The sequence below is a fragment of the Roseixanthobacter liquoris genome (assembly GCF_043195135.2).
GTDB lineage: Bacteria > Pseudomonadota > Alphaproteobacteria > Rhizobiales > Xanthobacteraceae > NCEH01.
The window spans coordinates 905,199-928,654 of sequence record NZ_CM195537.1 but is presented as its reverse complement, the minus strand read 5'-3'; the positions used below and the strand labels follow the sequence as shown (position 1 = coordinate 928,654).

Annotated in this window: 24 protein-coding genes; 16 read left to right on the top strand and 8 right to left on the bottom strand. The window is 64.8% G+C overall.

Annotation, left to right across the window (positions count from 1 at the left end; all coding sequences use genetic code 11):
• Positions 1-55: 55 nt before the first annotated feature.
• Together V5F84_RS04220 and V5F84_RS04215 are read left to right on the top strand one after the other, a co-directional pair.
• Positions 56-754 (top strand): DUF1028 domain-containing protein, encoded by a 699-nt coding sequence (locus V5F84_RS04220; protein WP_394045115.1) that lies wholly within the window; start codon positions 56-58, stop codon positions 752-754.
• Between the two features lie 71 nt (positions 755-825).
• Complete coding sequence (locus V5F84_RS04215; RefSeq protein WP_394045113.1) at positions 826-1,170, top strand: RidA family protein; 345 nt, start codon at positions 826-828, stop codon at positions 1,168-1,170.
• A 66-nt stretch (positions 1,171-1,236) separates the two neighbouring features.
• Here V5F84_RS04215 and V5F84_RS04210 read toward each other — a convergent pair whose 3' ends face one another.
• The gene (locus V5F84_RS04210; protein ID WP_394045111.1) at positions 1,237-2,223 is read right to left on the bottom strand and encodes a LysR family transcriptional regulator; all 987 of its coding nucleotides are present in this window, start codon (positions 2,221-2,223) and stop codon (positions 1,237-1,239) included.
• Between the two features lie 276 nt (positions 2,224-2,499).
• Here V5F84_RS04210 and V5F84_RS04205 point away from each other — a divergent pair, with 276 nt between their 5' ends.
• The 11 genes from V5F84_RS04205 to V5F84_RS04155 all read left to right on the top strand — a co-directional run bounded on the left by V5F84_RS04205 (position 2,500) and on the right by V5F84_RS04155 (position 12,316).
• Positions 2,500-3,411, top strand: coding sequence for an ABC transporter substrate-binding protein (locus tag V5F84_RS04205; RefSeq protein ID WP_394045109.1), 912 nt, complete (start codon positions 2,500-2,502; stop codon positions 3,409-3,411).
• Positions 3,408-4,247 carry an ABC transporter ATP-binding protein gene (locus V5F84_RS04200; RefSeq protein ID WP_394045107.1) on the top strand — a complete coding sequence of 280 codons (840 nt, stop codon included), beginning with the start codon at positions 3,408-3,410 and terminating at the stop codon, positions 4,245-4,247. Before V5F84_RS04205 ends, V5F84_RS04200 begins: the two co-directional genes overlap by 4 nt.
• Positions 4,244-5,041 carry an ABC transporter permease gene (locus tag V5F84_RS04195; protein WP_394045105.1) on the top strand — a complete coding sequence of 266 codons (798 nt, stop codon included), beginning with the start codon at positions 4,244-4,246 and terminating at the stop codon, positions 5,039-5,041. Before V5F84_RS04200 ends, V5F84_RS04195 begins: the two co-directional genes overlap by 4 nt.
• Positions 5,042-5,055: 14 nt before the next feature.
• Positions 5,056-6,453 carry a Rieske 2Fe-2S domain-containing protein gene (locus V5F84_RS04190; RefSeq protein ID WP_394045103.1) on the top strand — a complete coding sequence of 466 codons (1,398 nt, stop codon included), beginning with the start codon at positions 5,056-5,058 and terminating at the stop codon, positions 6,451-6,453.
• Positions 6,446-6,832, top strand: a complete 387-nt coding sequence (locus tag V5F84_RS04185) for a RidA family protein (RefSeq protein WP_394045101.1) — start codon at positions 6,446-6,448, stop codon at positions 6,830-6,832. The genes V5F84_RS04190 and V5F84_RS04185 overlap by 8 nt, the downstream gene beginning before the upstream one ends.
• A 73-nt stretch (positions 6,833-6,905) precedes the next feature.
• Positions 6,906-7,784, top strand: coding sequence for an SMP-30/gluconolactonase/LRE family protein (locus V5F84_RS04180; RefSeq protein ID WP_394045099.1), 879 nt, complete (start codon positions 6,906-6,908; stop codon positions 7,782-7,784).
• Positions 7,784-8,755, top strand: a complete 972-nt coding sequence (locus V5F84_RS04175; protein ID WP_394045097.1) for a PDR/VanB family oxidoreductase — start codon at positions 7,784-7,786, stop codon at positions 8,753-8,755. Before V5F84_RS04180 ends, V5F84_RS04175 begins: the two co-directional genes overlap by 1 nt.
• A 382-nt stretch (positions 8,756-9,137) precedes the next feature.
• Positions 9,138-10,046 carry an amino acid ABC transporter substrate-binding protein gene (locus tag V5F84_RS04170; protein WP_394045095.1) on the top strand — a complete coding sequence of 303 codons (909 nt, stop codon included), beginning with the start codon at positions 9,138-9,140 and terminating at the stop codon, positions 10,044-10,046.
• A gap of 85 nt (positions 10,047-10,131) precedes the next feature.
• Positions 10,132-10,863 (top strand): amino acid ABC transporter permease, encoded by a 732-nt coding sequence (locus V5F84_RS04165; RefSeq protein ID WP_394045093.1) that lies wholly within the window; start codon positions 10,132-10,134, stop codon positions 10,861-10,863.
• Between the two features lie 2 nt (positions 10,864-10,865).
• Complete coding sequence (locus V5F84_RS04160; protein ID WP_394045245.1) at positions 10,866-11,558, top strand: amino acid ABC transporter permease; 693 nt, start codon at positions 10,866-10,868, stop codon at positions 11,556-11,558.
• Positions 11,559-11,584: 26 nt separating this feature from the next.
• On the top strand, positions 11,585-12,316 hold the full coding sequence (locus V5F84_RS04155) for an amino acid ABC transporter ATP-binding protein (protein WP_394045243.1): 732 nt from the start codon (positions 11,585-11,587) through the stop codon (positions 12,314-12,316).
• 34 nt (positions 12,317-12,350) lie between these two features.
• On the opposite strand, the gene V5F84_RS04150 is transcribed toward V5F84_RS04155, so the two are convergent.
• The 7 genes from V5F84_RS04150 to V5F84_RS04120 all read right to left on the bottom strand — a co-directional run bounded on the left by V5F84_RS04150 (position 12,351) and on the right by V5F84_RS04120 (position 21,309).
• On the bottom strand, positions 12,351-13,496 hold the full coding sequence (locus V5F84_RS04150; RefSeq protein WP_394045091.1) for an acyl-CoA dehydrogenase family protein: 1,146 nt from the start codon (positions 13,494-13,496) through the stop codon (positions 12,351-12,353).
• An 11-nt stretch (positions 13,497-13,507) separates the two neighbouring features.
• Positions 13,508-14,659 carry a CaiB/BaiF CoA transferase family protein gene (locus tag V5F84_RS04145; protein WP_394045089.1) on the bottom strand — a complete coding sequence of 384 codons (1,152 nt, stop codon included), beginning with the start codon at positions 14,657-14,659 and terminating at the stop codon, positions 13,508-13,510.
• Positions 14,660-14,671: 12 nt separating this feature from the next.
• On the bottom strand, positions 14,672-16,312 hold the full coding sequence (locus tag V5F84_RS04140) for an FAD-binding protein (protein WP_394045087.1): 1,641 nt from the start codon (positions 16,310-16,312) through the stop codon (positions 14,672-14,674).
• A gap of 29 nt (positions 16,313-16,341) precedes the next feature.
• The gene (locus V5F84_RS04135) at positions 16,342-17,502 is read right to left on the bottom strand and encodes an ABC transporter ATP-binding protein (RefSeq protein ID WP_394045085.1); all 1,161 of its coding nucleotides are present in this window, start codon (positions 17,500-17,502) and stop codon (positions 16,342-16,344) included.
• A 14-nt stretch (positions 17,503-17,516) separates the two neighbouring features.
• A complete protein-coding gene (locus tag V5F84_RS04130; protein WP_394045083.1) occupies positions 17,517-19,229 on the bottom strand; it encodes an ABC transporter permease in 1,713 nt (570 codons plus the stop codon).
• Between the two features lie 8 nt (positions 19,230-19,237).
• Positions 19,238-20,317, bottom strand: a complete 1,080-nt coding sequence (locus tag V5F84_RS04125) for an ABC transporter substrate-binding protein (RefSeq protein ID WP_394045081.1) — start codon at positions 20,315-20,317, stop codon at positions 19,238-19,240.
• 287 nt (positions 20,318-20,604) lie between these two features.
• Positions 20,605-21,309: an FCD domain-containing protein gene (locus tag V5F84_RS04120; protein WP_509277157.1), complete on the bottom strand. Its 705-nt coding sequence runs from the start codon at positions 21,307-21,309 to the stop codon at positions 20,605-20,607.
• A gap of 147 nt (positions 21,310-21,456) precedes the next feature.
• Here V5F84_RS04120 and V5F84_RS04115 point away from each other — a divergent pair, with 147 nt between their 5' ends.
• From V5F84_RS04115 to V5F84_RS04105, 3 genes are read left to right on the top strand one after another with little or no spacing between them, the layout of a single operon-like run.
• Positions 21,457-21,873, top strand: a complete 417-nt coding sequence (locus V5F84_RS04115; protein ID WP_394045077.1) for a MaoC family dehydratase — start codon at positions 21,457-21,459, stop codon at positions 21,871-21,873.
• Positions 21,874-21,886: 13 nt separating this feature from the next.
• Positions 21,887-22,663, top strand: coding sequence for an enoyl-CoA hydratase/isomerase family protein (locus V5F84_RS04110; RefSeq protein WP_394045075.1), 777 nt, complete (start codon positions 21,887-21,889; stop codon positions 22,661-22,663).
• 3 nt (positions 22,664-22,666) lie between these two features.
• The gene (locus V5F84_RS04105) at positions 22,667-23,437 is read left to right on the top strand and encodes an SDR family NAD(P)-dependent oxidoreductase (RefSeq protein ID WP_394045073.1); all 771 of its coding nucleotides are present in this window, start codon (positions 22,667-22,669) and stop codon (positions 23,435-23,437) included.
• Positions 23,438-23,456: the final 19 nt, after the last annotated feature.

Genomic DNA, 23,456 nt, shown 5'->3' with positions numbered 1-23,456 from the left:
CGTGCCAGTTGCCGCCTTGCGGATGGCGGGGCGCACGCTGCCGTTGGGAGGATCAATGACATTCACAATCTTGGCGTTCTGCCCCCGAAGCGGAAAGGTTGGCATTGCCCAGTCAACCGGCACTCCTGCCGTTTCCAATCGCACCTTCCGCATCTTTCCCGGACGCGGCGTGCTCACCGTCCAGGCGGGCCACAATTTCTATCAGCGCGAACTCGCCATTGCCCTGTATGAGGCAGGATATGGCGCGGAAAGGATCCTTCAGGCGCTCGCCGCCGCCGACCCGAATTCCGATCAGCGCCAGACCGCGGTGGTGAACGTGTCCGGCGATATCGCGGTGCGAACCGGCCCCAAGGCCTTTCCCTGGAACGGCAGCCGCGTGGGCAAGACCTATGCCGTCGCCGGCAATGCCCTGGTGGGGCCGCAGGTCGTGGAAGCCATGGCCGATGCGTTCGAATCCTCCGCCGACCAAGAGCTGGAGGAACGCCTTCTGCGGGCCATCGAAGCCGGCCGGGATGCCGGCGGCCAGCCCACCGGACAGCGCTCCGCCGTGCTGCAAGTCTATGCGGACAAGGCCTATCCGCTCATTGACCTGCGGGTGGACATCAATCTGGAGCCGGTGAGCGAACTGCGCAAAGGCTTCGACTGGTACCTGCCGCTCGCCTACCACTATGCCGATTGCTACGAGGCGGGAGAGGTGGCGCGCTATCGCGACCATCTCCGCTCGATCGGCTGGCCGGAAAGCATTTCGTCCTGAATTCTCGCCTTCGCCGGCATGCCGCCGCGCGACCTCGCACGCCCCCTTTCTTCACAAGGTGATGCTTCTCCATGATCACGCGCTATGATTCCAATAATCGCTACAGCAAGGCGGTCATCGCCAATGGTTTCGTGTTTCTCGCCGGCCTCACGGCGGAAGACTGTTCGCTCGGCATCGAGGAACAGACCGCATCGGTCCTGAAGCAGATCGACGACTATCTGGCGCGCTCCGGCTCCTCCAAGGACAAGATGGTGAGCGTCAATATCTGGCTCACGTCCATGTCCGACGCGGGCGGCATGAACAAGGTCTGGGAATCCTGGGTGGCCCCCGGCATCGTTCCGGCGCGGGCAACCGTGGAATCGAAGCTCGCGACGCCGGATACCCTGATCGAAATCATGGTCCAGGCGATCATCTGACCTGCGGCATCAAGGCGGAGCGGCGATGCCGGGCGCGTCGCCGTTCCGCCGCGTTCCGACCGGCCCTCACGCCTGATTGACCGTGCGGGCGCGCGACAAGAGATCCTTTTCATACTCGAGCCGGCAGAAGTTCTGGAACGTCATGGCGGCGCGATTGCGGACCTGATCCCCCTTCCAGAGCAAGCCGGTGTCCATGGTCGGAATCTTGTCCGTCAGGTCCCGCACCTCCACCCGGTCGCCTTCGAGCGACCAGGGGCGATACATCATGTCCGACAGGATCGTGACGCCGTGGCCGAAGGCGATGAGGCTGCGCATCGCCTCCACCGATTCCGTCCTGAGCACGATCCGCGGCTCCTGCTCGTTGGCTTTCCAATAGCTTGACGTGGAGACGTCCGCCTCGTCGATGGTGAGCTGGATGTAGGGCTCGTTCGCCACGTCCGCCAGGCTGATCGCCTCCCGGTTCAGCAGCGGATGGCGCGGCGAAAGCCAAAGGCGCCGCACCGATTGAATCAGCGTGTAGCTGCGCAGCCCCGGGCGGTTCTCGCTGTTGGAAACCAGGACCACCGCGAGGTCGCAATCGTCCTTGAGCAGCCCGTCTTCGATGTCCCTGCGCTTGCCCTCCACCAGATGCACCACGATGTTGGGGAAGCTGCGCTGGAACCGGGTCACCAGCGGGACGATGAAATAGCCGAGAACCGTGCTCGTCGTCGCCAGCGTAAACGCGCCCTCGACCGAATTATCGGGATGGCTGAAGGCGTAGGACGCATCCTTGATTGCCGAAAGGATGTTGCGGCAATGCACGAGGAACCGGTGTCCCTCATAGGTGAGCGCCAAGCCGCGCGGGTGGCGCTTGAACAATTGCGTGCCCGCCATCTCCTCCAGTTCACCGATCGCATCGGTAATGGCGGAAGGGGAAATGGCGATCATCGATGCGGCAAGGCTGACCTTTCCGCATTCGGCAGCAGCGACGAAGTAGCGGATTTGCCGCAACGTTACCGATGACATGAAGCGACTTGTATCGAACTGGGAGCGCACCCGGGCCTCGTCCTTCATTTCTGCCCTTCCTTTGAGCAATACCGCGTGCATGCGGCCAAAAAAACGGCACCTACCAGTCTGATTTACCGAATTCGGCTTTCTTGATTGATGAGTTTACACACGTTACACGGTGCGCCTACCCTTTCCTCATCAACAAACAATTCCAGAACATGCAGCAGACACCTGCGCATTCAGGGGGTAGTGGCCATGTCTAGGATTCGTTCATTCAGCCTTTTTACCACTGTGGCTCTTGTATTGAGCGGGCATGCTGCTTTCGCTCTTGAAAAAATTACCGTGCGCGACAGCTGGACCGTCAGCGGCCTTCAGGCGGGATGGCACTGGGGCATCGAAAAGGGCATTTTTGCCAAGCATGGCGTCGAGGTCGCCCATGAGGACGGCAACGGCTCCACGACCACCGTTCAGCTTGTGAATTCCGGCCAGTTCGACGTGGGCCACGCGGATCTTTCGGTGATGGCCGTGGCGCGCGGAAAGGGGCTGAAGCTCACCTCTGTCGCGGGCCTGATCCAGAAGACCTCGCTCGGCGTGTTCGTGCCGAAGGAGTCCGGGCTGAAGACGCCCAAGGATCTCGAGGGCAAGGAAATCATCTACACGGCGACCTCGTTCGAGGGACCCTTCATCGATCCCTTCCTGGTCGCCGGCGGGACGAGCCGCGAGAAGGTCAATCTCGTGAGCATCGATGCCGCGTCGAAAATTCCTTCCTATGCGGCGGGCCGGGGCGACGGGATGATCACCTCGATCCCGTTCGCGATGGCTTCTCTCAAGTCCCGGCCATCCGACTATATCCTCTTCGGCGACTACGGCCTCGCCCTGCCGTCCTACGGCCTGGTCGTGACGGAAGCGACCCTGGAGAAGCGCCGCGCCGCCGTGCAGGGCCTGGTGCAGGGCTATATGGAAGCCTGGCAGCAGATCATCGATGGCGGCGACGCCGCGATCGAGGAAGCGGCAAGCATCATCATGAAGCGCCGGCCCGATGCCAAGCTGGACCGCGCGCAACTGGTCGGCAGCATCCGCGAGCACATCAAGTATTTCCACACCGCCAATACGCAGGGCAAGCCGCTCGGCTGGCAGTCTGAGAAGGATTGGGCCAACACGATCTCCCTGCTCGAGGGCGCCAAGCTGATCCCGGCAGGCACCAAGCCGGCCGATTATTTCACCAATGCGCTGATCGCCACGGCCGGCCAATGAACGCGATCGTGTTGGAAATGCGGGCGGATGGCGTGCCCGCGTCCCCGCCCGCAGTGACCGAGGCACATATTCTCGTCGACCATGTCTCCAAGGTCTATGAGAGCGACCGCGGGCGGGTGGAAGCGCTGCGGGACGTGTCGCTGAAGATACGGGCGGGACAGTTCATCAGCATCGTCGGCCCCAGCGGCTGCGGCAAGAGCACGCTCATGCGCTGTATCGCCGGGCTCGAACGGCCCAGCACCGGCGGCATCATTCTTCGCGGGCGGGAGATCGACCAGCCGCCGGAAAACCTCGGCATGGTGTTCCAGCGCGACGTGCTGCTGAACTGGCGCACCGTGCTCGACAATGTGCTGCTGCTGGTGGAATTCCGCGGCAAGCCCCGGCGCGAATGGATCGACAAGGCGCGGGAGCTGCTGAAGATCTTCGGGCTGGAAAGCTTCCACAACAGCTATCCCTGGGAGCTTTCCGGCGGCATGCGCCAGCGCGCCGCGATTTGCCGGGCCATGCTGGACGATCCCGAAATCCTGCTGATGGACGAACCGTTCGCCGCGCTCGACGCCTTCACCCGCGACGAACTGAACCTCGAACTGCAATCCACCAATCTGCGCACCAGCGCCACCACGGTCTTCATCACCCACAATATCGGCGAGGCCATCTTCCTCGGCGACCAGGTGGTGGTGATGGACCGGCGACCGGGCCGGATCGCAGCGGTGATCGACATCGACCTGCCGCGCCCGCGGCCCTTGTCGGTGCGGGAAACGCCGGAGTTCGCCGAATATGGCCGACGCATCCGCCAGACCTTCGAAGACCTCGGCATCCTGCGGAGGGAGCCATGAGCCCCGGCGACCTGGGGGCCCTGACGCGCAGCGTGCGCCTGCCGCTCCTTGCGGCGGCTGCGGCGCTTGCCCTCTGGGAGGGCGCCACGCGCCTGTTCGCGATACCCCAATTCCTCCTTCCGGCGCCATCGACCATCCTCGCGGCGATCGCCGATGAGCCCTCGCTCTATCTGTTTCACGCCGTCTATACGCTGCAGGCGACTTTGGGTGGATTCATGCTCGCGGTTGTTCTCGGCGTCGCCTGCGCGGTGCTGATCGTCCAGTTCAAGGCGATGGAGCAGACCCTCTATACTTTCCTGGTGTCGCTCAACAGCGTGCCGAAGGTCGCCATCGCGCCGCTGTTCATCGTCTGGATGGGCACGGGCCTCAATCCGAAGATCGCGATCGCCGCGATGATCGCCATCTTCGCCATCGTCATCGACATGGTGCACGGGCTGAAATCGGTCGATGCCGATATGCTCGACCTCGGCCGGTCGGCGCGCGCATCGGCGGTGCAGATCATCTGGAAGATCCGCTTTCCCCATGCCCTCCCGGCGCTGTTCGCGGGCATGAAGGTGGCGATCTCCCTGGCGCTGATCGGTGCCATCGTGGGCGAGTTCGTCGCCGCGAACCGGGGCCTCGGCTATCTCATCCTCATGGCCCAGGGCCAGTTCGACATGGTCCGCATGTTCGCGGCCCTCGCCATCCTCTCCTTCATCGGCCTTGCGCTGTTCTACGGCATCGCCCTCGCCGAGCGGCTGATCCTGCCCTGGCAGACCGCGCAGCGCAAAGCCCTCGCAATTCGCGGCCATTGAGAAAGGGACCCGTCATGGCGACCAAGAAGCGGCCTCCGTTCGGAGGATTCTACAATTCCCTCTCGCGGGAGGACGACACCGAATTGACGCGGGTGGGACCGGGGACGCCGTGCGGCGAGTATCTGCGGCGCTATTGGCAGCCGATCGCGCTCGTCTCCGAGGTGAAGGAAATGCCGATTCCCATCCGCGTGCTGGGCGAGGATCTCGTGCTGTTCCGCGACAAGAGCGGCGACCTCGGCCTCGTGCACCGCCATTGCAGCCACCGGGGCACGTCCCTTGAATATGGCATCATCGCCGAGCACGGCATTCGCTGCGCCTATCACGGCTGGCTCTACAATGTGGACGGCACCCTCGAAGAGACGCCGAGCGAGCCGCCGGGAAGCCGCCTGAAGGACTCCATCTGCCACGGCGCCTACCGCACCCATGAATTCGCCGGCCTCGTCTTCGCCTATATGGGGCCGCCCGAGGAGACGCCGGACTTCCCCCTCTACGACACCCTCGTGTGGCCGGATGGCAACCACCTCGTGCCCTACAAGCTCGACATGCCGTGCAACTGGCTGCAGGTGCACGAAAATGCGGCGGACCCCATCCATACCGCCTATCTGCATTCCATCGTCACCGGCGTTCAATTCACCCCCGCTTTCGCCGAACTGCCGGTGATCGAATTCTTTGAAACCCCGCTCGGCCTGCTCTCGGTTGCGACACGGCGGTGCGCGGACAATCTCTGGATCCGCGCCAGCGATGTGATCCTGCCCAATGTCGCCCAGTTCGGCACCGGCTTCGTCGACGGCAGCAAGGAGAAGTTCGCTTTGTGTGCGGCCTTCACCCGCTGGATCGTGCCGGTGGACGACACCCATTGCTGGGTGATCGGCGTGCGGCACTTCAACGACGTGATCGACCCCCGGAGGGAGGGGCGCGAGGAAGATATCGGCCTCGGCAAGATCGACCTCATGGGGCAGACCGACGAGCGCCCCTATATCGACCGCCAGAAAAGCCCGGGGGACTGGGACGCCATGGTGGCGCAGGGGCCGATCGCGACTCACCGCAACGAGCATCTGTGCTCCACCGACAAGGGCATCGCCCAATTGCGCCGGCAGCTGCGCAACGGCATCGGCGCCGTGCGGTCGGGGGCGGTTCCCGCGCAACCACGCCTGTATGGGACAGGCATCGTGCCGACCTACAACAACGAAACCATCCTGAACGTGCCGCGCACGACGGCCGACGACACGACGGTGCTGCGCGATTTCGGCCGCAAGGTGTGCGCCGAGGCGATCCGCAGCGAGCCCCTGCCGGTGGGCGAGCGGCAGGCGCAGGTGGAAAAGGCGGTGCGCGCGCTGCAGGCCGAGGGCGCCTTTTATCCTCAAGCGGCCACGCCGGCCCAAAGCTTCGCCGAGGGGGCGGTCAATGTCTGAGCCGATCCATCATTTCTTTCAGGACGGCCCCGTGGCGGTCGCGCCTTACAGCCATGCGGTCGAAGTGGACGGTTGGCTGTTCGTGACCGGACAAATGCCGATCCTGCCGGACGGCACGGTGCCCGAGGGCATCGAGGCGCAGACCCGCACCGTGTTCGACAATCTGCGTTCGGTCATGGCGCGGTGCGGGTTCGAGGACGGGCACATCGTGCAGGCGCGCGTATTCCTGACCCGCTTCGAGGCCCATTACGAGCGCATGAATGCGGTCTATGCCACGCTGTTCCCGCCGCAGAGCCTGCCGGCCCGCACCTGCGTCGGCGTCACCGGCCTCGCCCGCGGCTGCGATATCGAGATCGACCTGATCGTCAGGAAGAGCTGATCCCGCTCCGGGGAGGCGGTCGCCTCCCCGCTCCCTCACAAATGAATGGCCCCACCGCGCCCGGAGATCCCGCGTGAACGAGGTGACGTGCGTCCTCAAGACCTGCGCGCTGATCGGCGAATGCCCCCGCTGGCATGCCGCCGAGCAGAAGCTCTATTGGGTCGACATCATGGAACCCTCCCTGAACAGCTTCGATCCGGCCAGCGGAGAGACCCGCAAATGGATGATGCCGGAGCGCATCGGATGCTTCGGCTTCCGCCGCGGGGGCGGCATCATCGCCGGCATGCAGTCGGGCATTTTTCTCATCGACCTGGGCGAAGAGGTGGTCGCGCGACGCGTCTTCGAATGGGAGGCGGACAACCCCAACACCCGCTTCAATGACGGGCGCTGCGATCCCGCCGGCCGCTTCTGGGCGGGGACCGTGATCGAGAGCATGGACAAGCGGGTCGGCGCGCTGTTCCGCTACGATCCGGACGGCACCTGCACGCGCATGGTGGACAAGCTGATCTGCTCGAACGGCCTCGCCTTCAGCCCCGACGGCCGCATCCTGTACCATTCCGACAGCCGGCAGGATTATGTCTGGGCCTGGGACTTCGACGCCGCCAGCGGCGCCATCTCGAACCAGCGGGTCTTTCTCGCCATCGACATCCAGGAAGGAAGGCCCGACGGCGCGGCGGTGGATGCGCAGGGCTATTATTGGATCTGCCACGTGGGCGGCTGGCACCTGGCACGCTATTCTCCGGACGGCATCATCGACCGGGTGATCGGACTGCCGGCGCAACGGCCCACCATGTGCGCGTTCGGCGGCCCGGACCTCAAGACGCTGTACGTGACCACGGCCACGTATCCGCTGGCCGCATCCGATCTTCGCAAGCAGCCGCTGGCCGGCAGCCTGTTCACCATCGCCGTCGACGTGCCCGGCATTCCCGAGCCTTTCTTCGGGGCCGCGTGATGACCCTCAACGTCCGCGTGCGGCGGATCACCTATCGTGCCGAAGGCATTGTCTCGCTCGAACTCGTGCCTTTGGGCGCCGAGCCCCTCCCCCCCTTCACCGCCGGCGCGCACATCGAGGTGCGCCTGCCGAATGGGATGGCGCGGCAATATTCCCTCCACAATCGCCCCGGCGAGCGTCACCGCTACGAGATCGCCGTCCAGCGCGAGGAGACGGGGCGCGGCGGCTCGCTGCATATCCACGATCAGGTGCGGGCGGGCGATGTCCTGGCCATTTCGGCGCCCCGCAATCATTTCGAACTCGACGAGGGCGCCCGGCACACGATCCTGGTCGGCGGCGGAATCGGCATCACGCCGCTGATCGCCATGGCCACGCACCTCGGCGAAATTGGAGCGAGCTTCGCGCTGCATTATTGCGCGCGGTCCCGCGAACGGCTCGCATTCCTGGAAGAGGCGAATGCCCTCGCGCAGGCCGGGTCGGTCACGTTCCACCTGGACGGCGGCGTTCCCGCAGCCGGCCTCGACACGGCAGCGCTGCTGGCGACTCACATGCCGGGAACGCGGGTCTATTGCTGTGGTCCCCACGGCTTGAACACAGCCGTTCAGGCGGCCAGCGCCCACTGGCCGGCCGGCGCGGTGCGCTTCGAGACTTTTGCCCCACCATCCGCCACCTTTCCCTTGCCGCCGGCGCCCCTGGACGGCGAGGACGGCGCGGAATTCGAGATCGAACTGGCCTCGACCGGAACGATCATCCCCGTACACTCCGGCCAATCCATTCTGGCGGCGCTTCGGGCACGCGGTCTCGATGCCGAAAGCTCCTGCGAGGCCGGGACCTGCGGGGTCTGCAAGACACGCCTTCTGCACGGCGTGGCGGACCATCAGGATTTCGTTCTGTCGCGAGATGAGCAGGCCGAGTGGATGATGATCTGTGTCTCCCGGGCCAAATCCCGGCGGCTCAAGCTGGGTCTTTAACGCGCCGCGTCCACTCTGAAGCGGCGCTCTCTTGACGGCGCCCCGCCTTTTGACGGCAGCCCCTGCGGCACCGCGCCACGCGCCGTGACGGACCGCCTGCCCTTCGGCACCCCCCTCCTTTGCCCCTAGCCACCAGCGCCTTGCGCGATCCGCGCCCGGCAAGGCACGCCCGCGCCCGGCACGGGGCGTGCATGGGAAGGCACTCGATTTCCGCAACGGCTGCGGTAGCATCGCGCGTGCCCGCCCGGGCCGCCGACAAATGGGGAATAGCCTGCGTGCGACACGCCGCGATTGCGCTCATCCGGTCAGCGTGCCCTTTTAACGGGCAGACGCGCCCCTGTTTTCGCCGGACGCCCGGTTCCCACCACCAGAGGAGAACGACATGAACGTCAGCAAAATCTTGATAGCCGGCTGTTTCACCGCGTGCCTGTCGTTGCCCGCAGGGGCGCAGGATCTCGCGGGGACCCTCAAGAAGATCAAGGACACCGGGACGATCACGCTCGCCTATCGCGAATCCTCCATTCCCTTCTCCTATCTCGACGACAACCAGAAGCCGGTCGGCTTCGCCATGGACATCTGCGCCAAGGTCGTCGAGGCGGTGAAGAAGGAGCTGAAGCTCGACAAGCTGGACGTCGCCTATACGCCGGTCACCTCGGCCACCCGCATCCCGCTGATCGCCAACGGCACGGTCGATCTGGAATGCGGCTCGACCACCAACAACCCCGACCGCCAGAAGCAGGTCGCCTTCACCAATACCCACTTCCTCACCGCGAGCCGCTTCGTCTCCAAAAAATCCAGCAACATCAAGTCGATCGCCGATCTCGCGGGGAAGACGGTGGTGTCCACCTCCGGCACCACCAACATCAAGCAGCTCAATGAGGCGAACACCGAGCGCAAGCTCAACATCAATATCGTCCCCGCCAAGGACCATGCGGAAGCCTTCCTGATGGTGGAAACCGACCGCGCGGTGGCGTTCGTGATGGACGATATCCTGCTCTCCAGCCTCGTCGCCGGCTCGAAGGATCCGTCCGCCTATGTGATTTCGGAGGATGCGTTCTCCAAGCCCGAGCCCTACGGCATCATGCTTCGGCGGGATGACGCGGCGTTCAAGACGGTGGTCGATGGCGCCACGGCCGCGCTCTATAAGAGCCCGGAGATCATGACGATCTACACCAAGTGGTTCCAGTCGCCGATCCCGCCGAAGAACCTGAACCTCAATGTGCCGCTCGGCGCCCCGCTGAAAAAGGCATTCGCCAATCCCACCGACAGCGGCGATCCCGCCGCCTACTGAGGGCGCGTAGGGCCCCGCCGGCCGGGATGGCGCCATCCCGGCCGGCCGCGCGGCGCGATTCAAGACCTGCTCAAGCGAGGTGCGCGTGGATTACCATTGGAACTGGGCCATCCTCTGGGCGCCGTCGCCGGACGGCAGCGGAACCTATTTCGACATGCTGATGGGTGGCCTCAAATGGACCATCGCCACCTCGGTCTGCGCCTGGCTGGTGGCGCTGGTGCTGGGCTCCCTGGTGGGCGTGGCGCGCACCTTGCCCTTCAGATGGCTGGTGCGCCTGAGCGATGCCTATGTCGAGCTGTTCCGCAACATCCCGCTTCTGGTCCAGCTGTTCCTGTGGTTCTTCGTCGTTCCCGAACTGCTCCCCCACGACTGGGGCACCTTCGTGAAGCAATTGCGCTACGGCCCGTTCCTGACCGCGGTGGTGGGGATCGGCTTCTACATGTCCTCGCGCGTCGCGATGCAGGTCAGCGCCGGCATCAACACCTTGCCGCGCGGCCAGCGCATGGCGGGAACCGCCATCGGCCTCACGACCGCGCAGACCTATCGCTATATTCTCCTGCCCATGGCGTACCGCATCATGCTGCCGCCGCTCACCTCTGAATTCCTGAACACCATCAAGAACAGCTCGGTGGCGCTGACCATCGGGCTGATGGAACTGACCGGCAGCGCGCGCGCCATGCAGGAATTCTCGTTCCAGGTGTTCGAGGCCTTCACGGCGGCGACCGTGATCTACCTGCTGCTGAATGCGGTGGTGACCATCGGCATGCGGATGCTGGAACGGCGCGTGTCGGTTCCCGGCTTCAATGCGGGGAAATGAGCGTGTTCAGCGATTTCGACTTCAACATCATCGCCCGCTCGCTGCCCTACCTGTTCCGGGAAGGCATGACCTTTACCCTGACGCTGACGGCAATCGCGACCGTCGGCGGCGTCCTGCTCGGCACGCTCATCGCCATGGCGCGGCTGTCCTCCCTGCCGGTCGTTCCGGCGATTGCCGCCAGCTATGTGAACGTCATGCGGGCGCTGCCGCTCGTGCTGGTGATCTTCCTGTTCTACTTCCTGATGCCCTATATCGGCCAATGGATCCTGCACACGGATCGGCCGATCAAGGTGGGGGCGCTTTCCTCCACCATCATCACCTTCACGCTCTTCGAGGCCGCCTATTTCTCCGAGATCATGCGCGCCGGCATCCAGTCGATCCCGCGCGGGCAGGTGGCGGCGGGCTATGCCATCGGCCTCACCTATCCACAGATGATGCGCTATGTGGTTCTGCCCCAGGCGTTCCGGAACATGCTTCCGGTCATCTTCACGCAGATGATCGTATTGTTTCAGGATACGTCGCTCGTCTACGTGCTCTCCATCACCGATTTTCTCGGCGCCGCCTCCAAAGTCGGCCAGCGCGACGGCCGATTGACCGAAATGTATGTGTTCGCGGCCGTCGTCTATTTCATCATATCGCTTACCGCCTCCACGCTCGTGAAGCGGCTCCAGGCCCGCATCGCCATCGCGCGCTGAGCCCATTGCAGGTTCTTCCCATGCCCATGATCGCCATCCGCAACGTCAACAAATGGTACGGCGCGCACTTCCAGGCCCTCAAGGACTGCACGACCAGCGTGGAGACCGGCGAGGTGGTGGTGGTGTGCGGGCCTTCGGGCTCCGGCAAATCGACCCTGATCAAGACCGTCAATGCGCTGGAGCCGATCCAGCGCGGGGAGATCATCGTGGACGGGGTGGAGGTGACTTCGCCCAAGACCAACCTGCCCAAGCTGCGGGCGCGGGTGGGCATGGTGTTCCAGCATTTCGAGCTGTTTCCCCATCTGCGCATCACCGACAATCTATGCCTCGGCCAACAGAAGGTGCTCGGTCGCTCGCGCGAGGAAGCCATGGAAAAAGCCCTGCGGCTGCTCGATCGGGTGGGCCTCAAGGCGCATGCGGAAAAATATCCCGGCCAGCTGTCCGGCGGCCAGCAGCAGCGCGTCGCCATCGCCCGCGCGCTGGTGATGGACCCGGTATGCATGCTGTTCGACGAGCCGACTTCCGCGCTCGACCCGGAAATGATCAATGAAGTGCTGGACGTGATGGTGGAGCTGGCCAAGGAGGGCATGACCATGATGGTGGTCACGCACGAGATGGGCTTCGCGCGAAAAGTGGCGCACCGGGTCATCTTCATGGACGGCGGCGAGATCGTGGAGGACGCCCGCAAGGAGGAATTCTTCGCCCATCCCCGCAGCGAGCGCGCCCGCCTGTTCCTGTCAAAGATCCTGCACCATTGAGCCCGCGGGCCGCGCCGCACCTCGGCCGGGCCGGCTATTTGAAGGCATCGAAGCCCGTCAGGTTGCGCCCGATGATCAGCTGATTGATCTGGGTGGTCCCATCGGGAATGGTGAGCATGCGGGCATTGCGGAAATGCCGTTCCAGCGGGAATTCGCGACTGATGCCGAAGGCGCCGTGAATCTGGATCGCCTTCGAGGTCACGCGCTGCGCCGCCTCGGTCACGAAGGATTTGGCGATCGCCGCCTCGGTCGCGCAGCGCCCGCCCTTGGAGAGCATCCACAAGGCCCGATAGAGCAGCAGCCGGGACGCCTCGATGTCGCTCACCATCTCCGCCAGCAACCCCTGCACCAATTGATGCGCGCCGATCGGCTTGCCGAAGGACTGCCGCTCCTTCACATAAACGAGGCTGTCGTCCAGCGCCGCCTGGGCGATGCCGAGCGCAAGGGTGGAGATGAAGCAGCGCGAGCGCTCGAAGCCCTTCATGGTCTCGCGCAGCCCGCCGCCCACGCCGCCGAGGACATTGTCCTCTGACACCACCATGTCCTCGAAACTGACCTGGCCGAGAGACCACCCATTCAAGCCCAGCTTGGAAATCTCGGCGGTCTTGAACCCGTGCTCCGCGCGGTCCGCGAGGAACATGGTGAATTCACCGTCCCCGGTCTTAGCGACCAGAATGACCAGGTCGGCGATGCTGGCGTTGGAGATCCAGAGCTTTTCGCCGGAGATCCGGAAATATTTCCCGTCGCGCACGGCGCGGGTGCGCATTTCGCGCACGCTCGAACCGATGCCCGGCTCGCTGATGGCGGAACATCCGATCAGCTCTCCGGACAGCAGCTGCGCGAGATACCGCGCCTTCAAAGGCTCGGACCCCGTGCGGAACAGCTTCAGCGCCGCGCCCTCCGCCACGAAGGCGAGCCCCGCGAGATCTGGAGAGGTGCGCGACAGCTCCTCATAGAGCAGGCCGCTGGTGAGGAAATCGAGGCCGAGGCCGCCCCCCTCCTCCGCCACCCAGCCGTTGCCGACGCCGAAATCCCCGGTCTTGCGCAGCAGCACATGGGCGACCTCTTTGGGAATGAAACTGTCGGCATGTGGGCGCGTGAGCGGGGCGATGTCGCGATCGATGGCCTTGCGCCATTCGCCCAGCAGCAGGCGCTGGTCCTCGGAAAGCTCGAAATCCATGGGGTATCCTGTCAGCTCAGCCAGTCGGCCGTCACGGCCTGCGTGTGCTCGCCCAGCAGTGGAGGCGCGGTCCAGCCGGCCGCGACGTCGAAGCCGCTGTATTTCACCGCCGGCCCGATGACCGACAGCGGCCCGTATTGGGGATGCTCCACCTTCTGCACCATCGCGCGATGCAGGGCCTGCGGGTGGTTGAACACCTGCTCCATATTGTTGATCGGCGAGCAGGGCACCTTCGCCGCGTTCAATTGCGCGACCAGCTCGTCCACCGAGAAGCGGCGGACCTCGGCGTCGAGGATGGCGTGGAGCGCATCGCGGTTCTCGACGCGGCCGGACAGTTCGGAAAAGCGCGGGTCGGCCATAAGGTCGGACCGGCCGATCACCTTCAGGAAGCGCTCAAACAGATTCTGCACGCCGGCGCCGATCACCACCCAGCCGTCGGCGGCCTCGAAGGCCTTGTAGGGCACCTGTTGGGCATGCTCGGAGCCCCATTTGCCCTTGCTCACGCCGGTGGTGAGATATTCGATGCCGGCATCCACGAGGAAGGAGATCTCGCTCTCGAACAGGCTGGTCTCGATGTGCTGGCCCTTGCCGGTGCGCTCGCGATCGAAAAGCGCGGTGGCCACGGCCCCCATCGCATATTGGCCGCACACGAGATCGAATGCGGACGTGCCGAGCTTGATGGGCGCCCCGTCGCGCTCGCCGGTGAGGCTCATATAGCCGCCTTCGGCCTGGATGGTGAGGTCGAACGCGCCCTTCTCGCTATAGGGTCCATTGGCCCCGAACCCGGACATGGAGACGAAGATCAGCCGGGGATTCTCCGCCGCCAGGCTCTCGTAATCGAGCCCGAGCCGCGCCATCACGTCGGGCCGGAAATTCTCCACGATCACGTCCGCGGCCAGCGCGAGGCGGCGGGCGAGCGCCCGGCCCTCCTGCGTCTTCATGTCGATGACGATGGAGCGCTTGTTGCGGTTCGCCGCCAGGAAGCTGAAGGCATGGTCCTTGTGGAAGGGGGGGCCCTGATGGCGGATCGGATCGCCGTCCGGCGCCTCCACCTTCACGACATCGGCGCCCAGGTCCCCCAGCAGCATGGTGCAGAAGGGGCCGGCGAAAAGACGCGTGAAATCGAGAACCTTGATGCCGGCGAGCGGCTTTTGAGCGGGCATGTCTTCACCTGTCTATTGAATGGGGGCGTCTTCGCGCACGAACCCGCCGGCGCGGTCGGTGCGAAAGCCGATGTGCTTCAGCCAGTTGACGTCGTCCTGGGCGGGAAAGTCCCGGCGCTGGTGCGCGCCCCGGCTTTCCGTGCGCAGCAGGGAGGCCTCCACGATCATGCGGGCGGTCGCGAGCATGTGGCCGAGTTCCAACGCCTCGACCATCTCGTCGACATCGCATGCGAGGACATCGGCGGCGGCGGTGCGGGCGAGATCGCGCAGGCCCTCCTGCCCCTCGCGCAAGCCCTCCTCACGGCGCCACAATCCCGCCGTGCGCAGCATCAAATGGCGCACCGCATCCTTGATGTCGGACGCGCGGGCCTGCCCGGTTTCATTGGCGTGGCCGGTGACGGCCTCAACCGACGCCGCGACCACGGCGTCCCAGTCGCGGTCGCGCGCGGACGGCATGCCGCCTGCGGCGCCACGGCCCGCGAGCGCGCCGAACACCAGCGTATCCGCGCAGCCGTTGCCGGCGAGCCGGCTCGCGCCATGCACGCCGCCCGCGCTCTCGCCACCGGCGTAGAGACCCGGCACGCCGGTCCATCCCCTGTCGTCGATCAGGATCCCGCCCATCTGGCTGTGGGATGCCGGCCGAACGCGAGGCGGGGTGGTCAGCGGATCGACGCCCGCATTGCGCAGGCGCCGCACATGGATCTTGTAGCTTTCCAAGCGTTCCGCGGGCAGGACGGTGGTGTCGAACACGACCGTGTCGTCGGGCATCCCCCGCCCCTCGTCGATCTCGGTCTGCACGCAGAGCGCCATCTTCGCCTTTTCGATCTGCTTTTCGCCGTGCACCGGGTTGTAGCGGAACATGAACCGCTCCCCCTGCGCGTTGAGCAGATGCGCACCGTCCCCCAGCATCGCGGTGGGCATCTCCATGCCCCGGCAGGCTTCGGGCCAGACGGTCACCACCGGCTCGAACTGCACGAACTCCATGTCGATCAGATGCGCCCCGTGCTTCAGCGCGAGGCCGTAGGAATCGCTTCCGACATCGGCCGGATAGGTGCTGTCGGCATAGATCCTCCCGATCCCGCCGGTCGCGAGCACCACCGCGCGGGCGCAAGCGGCGGAGAAGGTCCCCGCCCGCCGATCCCACAGCAGCGCCCCGGCCACCTCGCCATCCGCGTTCAGCAGGTCGACCACCTTCTGGCCGGTGAGGATGCGCACGCCGATATGCGCCGCGTGGGCAGCCAGATGTTCGAGCACGATGCGCCCCGTGCCCTCGGGGATGAACAGGGAGCGGGGATAGGTGTTGCCGGACAGATGGCGCTGGATGATGCGATCCTGTTCCACCGGAAACGGCACGCCCAGCGCGGACAGCTCGCGCTGCGCATCCGCCGCGCCGTGCGCCAGGGCGTGCACCAGCCTGCGGTCGTTCAGCCCGTATCCGCCGCGCACCATGTCCGCGAAGAACATGTCCGGGCTGTCGCGCGCATCGGCATGGGCAATCGGCGCATTGCAGCCGATCACATAAGGCGAGGCGCCACGGGCAAAATAGGCCATGGTGACCGACGCGCCCTGTTCGCGCGCGGCCACCGCCGCACGATAGCCCGCGAGCCCGCCGCCCAGGACGAGCACGTCCGTCTGAAGCTTCGAAATGTCCACGATCCACCCTTTGCTGTTCGCGATCGCGCTCAATCGGCCCGGACCGGAACCGTGCGATGGGGCGGAATGTGGAGCTGGATGCGCTCCCCCTCCTCGAACAGGGCATTGGGAAACGCGTGCACGCGCAGGTCGCCGCCCGGCCAGGCGAGGGTGTAATTGACGATATCGCCGAGCAGGACGCGGCGGGTGACGGTGGCGGCCCATTGGTTCGGGCGCGGCGGCGCCTCCCGGCGCATTTCGGGATAGACCGTGCGCAGGGCCGCGAGATGCATGCTGCCCGTATCGACGGGGAAAAGCTGCGATCCCTCCGCGCATTCCACCAGGGCCTCGCCCACCTTCAGCACCGGCGCGCCCGAGGAGGCTTCGCCGGCGGCCGTGCCCACAAGGATGTTCGCGGCGCCGATGAAGTCCGCGACGAAGCGCGTCGCCGGCGTGTCGTAGATGTCGAGCGGCTTGCCGCATTGCTCGATGTGACCGTCGCGCATGACGATGATGCGATCGGAAATCGCCATCGCCTCTTCCTGGTCGTGGGTGACATAGATCGTCGACAGGTCGAACTTGTGCTGGAATTCCTTGATCTCGTCGCGCATGCGCACCCGCAGCCGCGCATCCAGGTTCGACAAAGGCTCGTCGAGCAGGATCGCCTTCGGCCGCGAGGCATAGCTGCGCGCGAGGGCGACGCGCTGCTGCTGGCCGCCGCTGAGATCGGTCGCGGGGCGATCGATATAATCCTCGATGCCGACCATCCGCAGCATGTCCGCGACCCGCTGCTTGATCTCGCTTTCCGCGACCCGCTGGACGCGCAGCCCATAGGCGACATTCTCGAACACCGACATGTGCGGCCAGATCGCATAGCTCTGGAACACCATCGACAGCTTGCGCTTCTCGGTCGGCACGTTGATGCGCTTCGACGAGGAGAAGACCAGATTGCCGTCGATGACGATTTCGCCGGACACCGGCGTTTCAAGCCCCGCGATGCAGCGCAGGGTGGTGGACTTTCCGCAGCCCGAAGGGCCGAGAAGGGAAAGATGTTCGCCGCGCCCGACGGCAAACGAGACGCCCTTGACGACGATCTTGGCGCCGAACGCGGCAACGAGATCGCGCACCTCGATATAGGCCGGCGCCGGCGTATTGCGCGGCTGCGCCTCGCCGAAGGAAAGAGTCTGCGCGGATCGGTGTAAGGCCAGCATGATGCTTTCTCCAGTCAGACTTTGGCGCCGCGATTTGCCATGGAGCGCACGAGGGTGAGCGCGATCAGGATGATCAGGGCCTGCACCACAGCGAGCGCGCTGACGCGCGGCATGCCACCGGAATCCCAGAAGCTGAAGATGGCCGGCCCCAGCACCTGCGTGCCGGGCCCGGAGAGGAACAGGGAGGCGCTGATCTCGCGCACCGACACCATGAACAGCAGCGCCCAGGTGGCGAGCAGGCCCGGCCGCAGCAGCGGCAGCGTGACCGTCCGCAGGATGCGCCATGCCCCCGCGCCGCTGATGCGGGCCGCCTCCTCCAGGGCGATGTCGATCTGCACCACCACGCCGCTCATGCCGCGATAGGCGAGCGGCAGGAAGACGATGACGTAAGCCAGCAGCACGGCGAACAAGGTGCCGTAAAGCTTGAGCGGCAGCGCGAGGATCATCCACAGGAAGCCGATCGCGAAAATGAGGCGCGGAAAGGCCTGGGGCAGCATCGTCATCTGTTCGAGAAGCCGGCGCCCGTCGCTGCGCGAGCGGTGCGTGGCAAGGGCGATGAAGGTCGCCAGAAGCACGCCGATGACGCCCGTGCCCACCCCCAGGAGCAGGCTGTTGAGGATCGCCTGCTGGGTCGTGGGGAAGTCGAACATCACATATTTGTAATTGCCCAGCGTCCAGGCCGGGAAATTGAAGCTGATGGCATTGCTCGACTGGAACGAGGCCAGAAGAAGCGTGCCCATCGGCAAGATCAGCGACAGCAGGACATAGAGCGCCGCAATCGCGAACAACACTCCCGTCATCCAACCCATGTCCACCTGCCGGGGGCGATAATTCTTGCCCGAGATGACCGCATAGGACTTCCCGCGCAGCACCCGTTGGACCAGCCAGACCGCGACCGCCGTCATGCAGATCAGAACCAGACCGAGCGCGGCGGCGAGCGGATAGTTCGGCGGATAGCCCTGCAGCAGCACGTACATGGCATTGGTGGCGACGTAGAAGCGCGAGGAGGTGCCGAGCATGGTCGGGATCGCGAACGATCCGATCATGGAGGTGAACATGAACAGGGCCGCGCTCGCGACCGCCGGCAGCATCAGCGGCAGGGTGACTTTCCAGGCGGTGCGGAGCTTTCCCGACCCGAAGATGGAGGAGCATTCCTCGAGCGAGGGATCCATGCGCTGCATCGCCGCCCCGATGATCAGAACGGCGACCGGCGCCTCGAAGATCGCCTCGACGAAGATGATCCCCATCGGCGTATAGATGTTGATCAGATGCGTCTCGAAGCCGGTGATCGCACCGAACATCCGGTTGATCAGGCCGTCGCGCGGCGCGCCGAGCTGGCTCCAGGCCAGCGCCCCGACCAGCGGCCCCAGCGGATAGGGGATGGCGATCAGCAGCTCGAACAGCTTTCGCCCCGGCATGGTCGTGCGGTGGATGATCCAGGCCAACACCACGCCGATGACCAGCCCCAGCGCGGTGCCGCCGCCGGCGACGACCAGCGTGTTGCGGATCCAGTCCAGATGGCCGGACAGCGCGATGAAATTGTCGATGCCGTAGGCTTTGGCCGGAAATGCCTCCGGATCTCCCACGTTGAACGCGCTCGTGACGAGCAGGAAGAAGGGGAAGCCGAGGGTTCCTGTCAGCAGGACCAGCGGAATCCACACCTCCGGGCGAAGATCGAAGGCAGAGGCGCGGGCAAACGCCGCGCGCTGCGCTTCCTGTTCGGACATCACCGACATCACAGGCCCGTCATCTTGTTCCAGATCGCCACGAATTCACGCCGCCGCTCGGGCCGCATGTAGTCCTGGAAGTCCACGGGCAAGCGCAGGTTGAGCGTGGTGATGTCGGGCAGATGCTCGATATGGATATCCTTGCGCGCCGAATAGGAGCCCTGGATATTATTCCAGAGATACTGGCCCTCCTTGGAAAGCATGAATTCCGTGAAAATCTTGGAGGCATTCGGGCGCTTGGTGGTGCCGAAGATGCCGATGACCTGGTTCACGGCCGGGACCCCGATCGTCGGGAACACCGCCTCGACCGACTGCTTGTTACGTACCGATTTTACATATTGGAATATGCTCACCCGGCCGCCGATCTTGAGGTCTCCCCGCTCGATATCCTGGGAGATCTGGGTGGAGGAGGCATAGGCGCGCGGGTTGTTCTTTCCGAGATTGTCCCAGAAATCCTTCGGCAGGACATCCTTCATGGCGAACCAGAAGCCGTAGGACGTGCCCGCCGCCGAGTTCTGGAATCCGATCTGCCCCTTCCATTGCGGGTCGAGCAAATCGGTCCAGGTCTTCGGCGCAACTTCCTTCTTCACATAGCGCGGATCGTACATCATCGGCCCGACATTGACGTAATATGTCGTCCAATATCCCGGCTCCGCGCTGCGATATTCGGGGGCGTAGGCGTCGATGTCCTTAGGGATGTAGCGCAGAAGGCGATTCTGGAGACGCAGATTCTCCATGATGCCGGAATCGGAGGTGATGTAGACGTCTCCGGTGGTCTGGCCGGCGCGGAACTCGGCTTCCAGCTTCGGCAGGGCAGCGCCGGGCAGCAAACGCTGCTGCACCGCGTCGACGCCGGTCTTTTCCTTGAAAACCCGAAGGAATTCGACGACGTCGGCTTCCTGGTCCGCGTGCCAGACCACCACCGGCCCCTCGGCCTTCGCGGCCTCCAGGCTGGGTGGCTGGCTGGCCTCCGCATGCGCGCGGGACACCAGATGCGGCATCGCGGACCATAGAACGCCGCCGGCGCCCGTAACGAGCAACTGGCGGCGTGTCAGGCCATCGCGACGAAACCCGGCTGTGAGCTTCATCTTCTCTCCTCCCCGATGCTGTGCGCTTGTGCGCATCTCTTCGGACATAGTTGTCTAATGATTAGACAACTTCAACATTTTTTCGCCGTGCCGGCGGCTCTTTCCGCGGGAATGAACCGCGACTCGGCATCGGAAACCGTGAGCGAACAAGAACTTGAGGCCACTCGGCGCATTGGCGTTTGCCGAGAACAAGCCAGAGGGCACGCGCCCGCAAAATCGACTCACTCTCTAAAAAGTATATTTATATCATATACTTAATCGACCTCGGCCCGTAGGCCGAAAAATGGCTAGGCGGATATTCCTTCGAACATGCGCCTGCGGGCATTCTCGATATGAACGCGCATGGCATCCCGCGCGCCCGGGGCATCCCCCTTCACGATCGCCTCATAGACCTGCGTATGCTCGTCCTGGACCTGGCGGACGCGGGATTTCGGCTTCTGAAGCGACAGGCTGCGGGCCAGGTTCATGCCGAAATCAATGTGCGGCCGCAGCAATTCCATCGCCGAGGCGAAGAATTGATTGCAGGTCGCCCGCGCCACCGCGAGGTGGAAATCATAGTCCGCCGCGGCGCCGAGGCTGCCGGTCTTCACGATCTCCTCGAGAACCGCAAGCGCCCGCGCGATCTCGGCGATCCGGGCGGCATCGCCACGGCTGGCCGCCACATGGGCCGCCTCCCCTTCGAGCGCGACGCGAAACTCGAAGCAGCGCTGCACGTCGGCGATGCTGCCCACCGGCGCAAACCCGAGAATCGCCTTGCTCGGCTGGCGCTGGACGAAGGTGCCTGCCCCCTGCCGGGAGATCACGATCCCGTCGTCCCGCAGACGCGCCAAGGCCTCGCGCACGATCGTCCGCGACACGTTCAGCCGGTCCGATAATTCCACCTCGGTCGGCAGCTTGCTCTTCTCGGGGAATTCCCCGCTGACGATCAGCTCGAAGATCCGATCATAGATCTGATCGCTCAGCTTCACCGGCTTCGGGGCGAGGAGGGTCAAGGCTTCTGTCGACATAGGGCCGACGGTCGGTGCGCTTTCGGTCATGGATCCATCATGGAACAGCTTGCGGGAAAAGTCCACTTGTCATACCAATGTGGCAAGACAAAGCAGCGGGGCCCACCGGGCCTCCCAGCACAAGGGTGGACCATGGAGGATACCGCGTTCAAGGAGGTGCCGCTCGGAACCTCCTCCGTTTTCACGAAAACCGTCTCGGAATCAGACGTTTACCTCTATGCCGGCATTTCCGGCGACTTCTCGCCGAACCATATCGACGAAGAATATATGGCCGGCGGCAAATATGGCCGGCGCGTCGCCCACGGCACCCTGCTGCTCGGCTTCATGTCGGCGAGTTCGGCCAATCTCTACCTGGGGCGCACCGTTTCCCTCGGCTACGACCGGGTGCGCTTCGTCAATCCCGTGTTCTTCGGCGACACGATCCGCACCGAATACAAGATCGCCCGCTACGACATGGAGAAGAAGCGCGTCTTCGCCGACGTGACCTGCACGAATCAGCGCGGCGAGATTGTCGCGGTCGCCACCAATATTCGCACCTACGTGGGATGAGCGGGAGCGCGACATGGGCATTCTGCTTCAGGACGAGACCGACGGGGTCGTCACGCTCACGCTCAACCGGCCGGAGGCGATGAATGCGCTCTCGAGCGAATTGTCGCGCGAATTGCGCGCGGCAATCGACGCGCTCGCGCAGCGTCCGGACGTGCGGGTCGTCGTCATCACCGGCGCCGGGGAGCGCGCCTTCTGCGCCGGGGCGGACCTCAAGGAGCGGCGCACCCTCGATGCCGACGAGAAATGGGAGCAGCGCACCCGCGGCTGGGAGGTGAACGAGGCCGTCTGGCGGATGCCGCAGCCTGTGATCGCCGCGGTCCACGGCTATTGCCTCGGCGGCGGCTTCGAGCTGGCGCTTTACTGCGATCTGCGCGTCGCGGCGGAGGATGCCGTCTTCTCCTTTCCCGAGATGACCCTGGGCGCCTATCCCGGCGCCGGCGCCGCGGTGGTGCTGCCGCGCCTCATCGGCCGGGGCCGCGCCAAGGAAATCTTCTTCACCGCGCGGCGGGTGAAGGCGGACGAAGCGCTCTCCCTCGGCATCGTCGAGCATGTGGTCCCGCGCGACCGGCTGCTCGTGAAGGCGCACGAGATCGCCGACGCGATCAAGAAATCGAGCCCGCTCGGGCTCGCCGGCATCAAGCAGATGATGAATTTCGGCGCCGACCTGCCGTTCGAGCAGGCCAACGCGCTGAACGACACGCTGCGGCGCCCGCTTGAGGGCACGCAGGATTATCTCGAAGGCATCACCGCCTTTTTCGAAAAGCGCCCCGCTCGATTTGTTGGCAGGTGAGAGATGAACCTTCAGGGCAAGACAGCCATCGTGACCGGCGCCAGCTCGCCGGACGGGGTCGGCGGGGCGACCGCCAAGGCGCTTGCGGCGCGCGGCTGCAATGTGGCCGTGAATTATGCCAGCAACCGCGCGGGGGCCGATGCGGTGGTCGCCGCATGCGCCGCGCTCGGCGTCGATGCCTTTGCCTTCGAGGCCGATGTGGCGCGCGACGCCGAGTGCCGCCGCCTGGCGGATGCCGCCAACGCGCGCTGGGGACGTCTCGACATCCTCATCAACAATGCCGCGGTGACCCGCCCCATCGCGCTCGGCGCGCTGGAGGATCTCGATGCGGCGGAGTTCCACCGCCTCTATGACGTGAACCTCATCGGCCCGTTCCAGATGGCGCGCGCGGCCGCCCCGCACCTGCGGGCCACCGGCGATGCGGCTATCGTGAACATCTCCTCCGTGGCCGGCATCACCGGCAACGGAAGCTCGATTGCCTATGCCGCGTCAAAGGGAGCGCTGAACACCTTGACGCTCTCCCTGGCCCGCGTGCTGGCTCCACAGGTGCGCGTCAACGCCATCTGTCCCGGCGGCCTGTTCGGCAATTGGACCAGGAAACTCATGTCGGAAGACATGTACCAAAGCAAATTGCATGAAGCGGAGACGAGCTTCCCGTTGAAGCGGGGCGTCTGGCCTTCCGACGTGGCGCGTCAAGTCGTCTTTCTGGTCGAAGACGCGACCACGATGACGGGAGAACTTATGCAAACGGACTCGGGTCGACACCTTTACTGACACATGCCCGCCTGGGCGC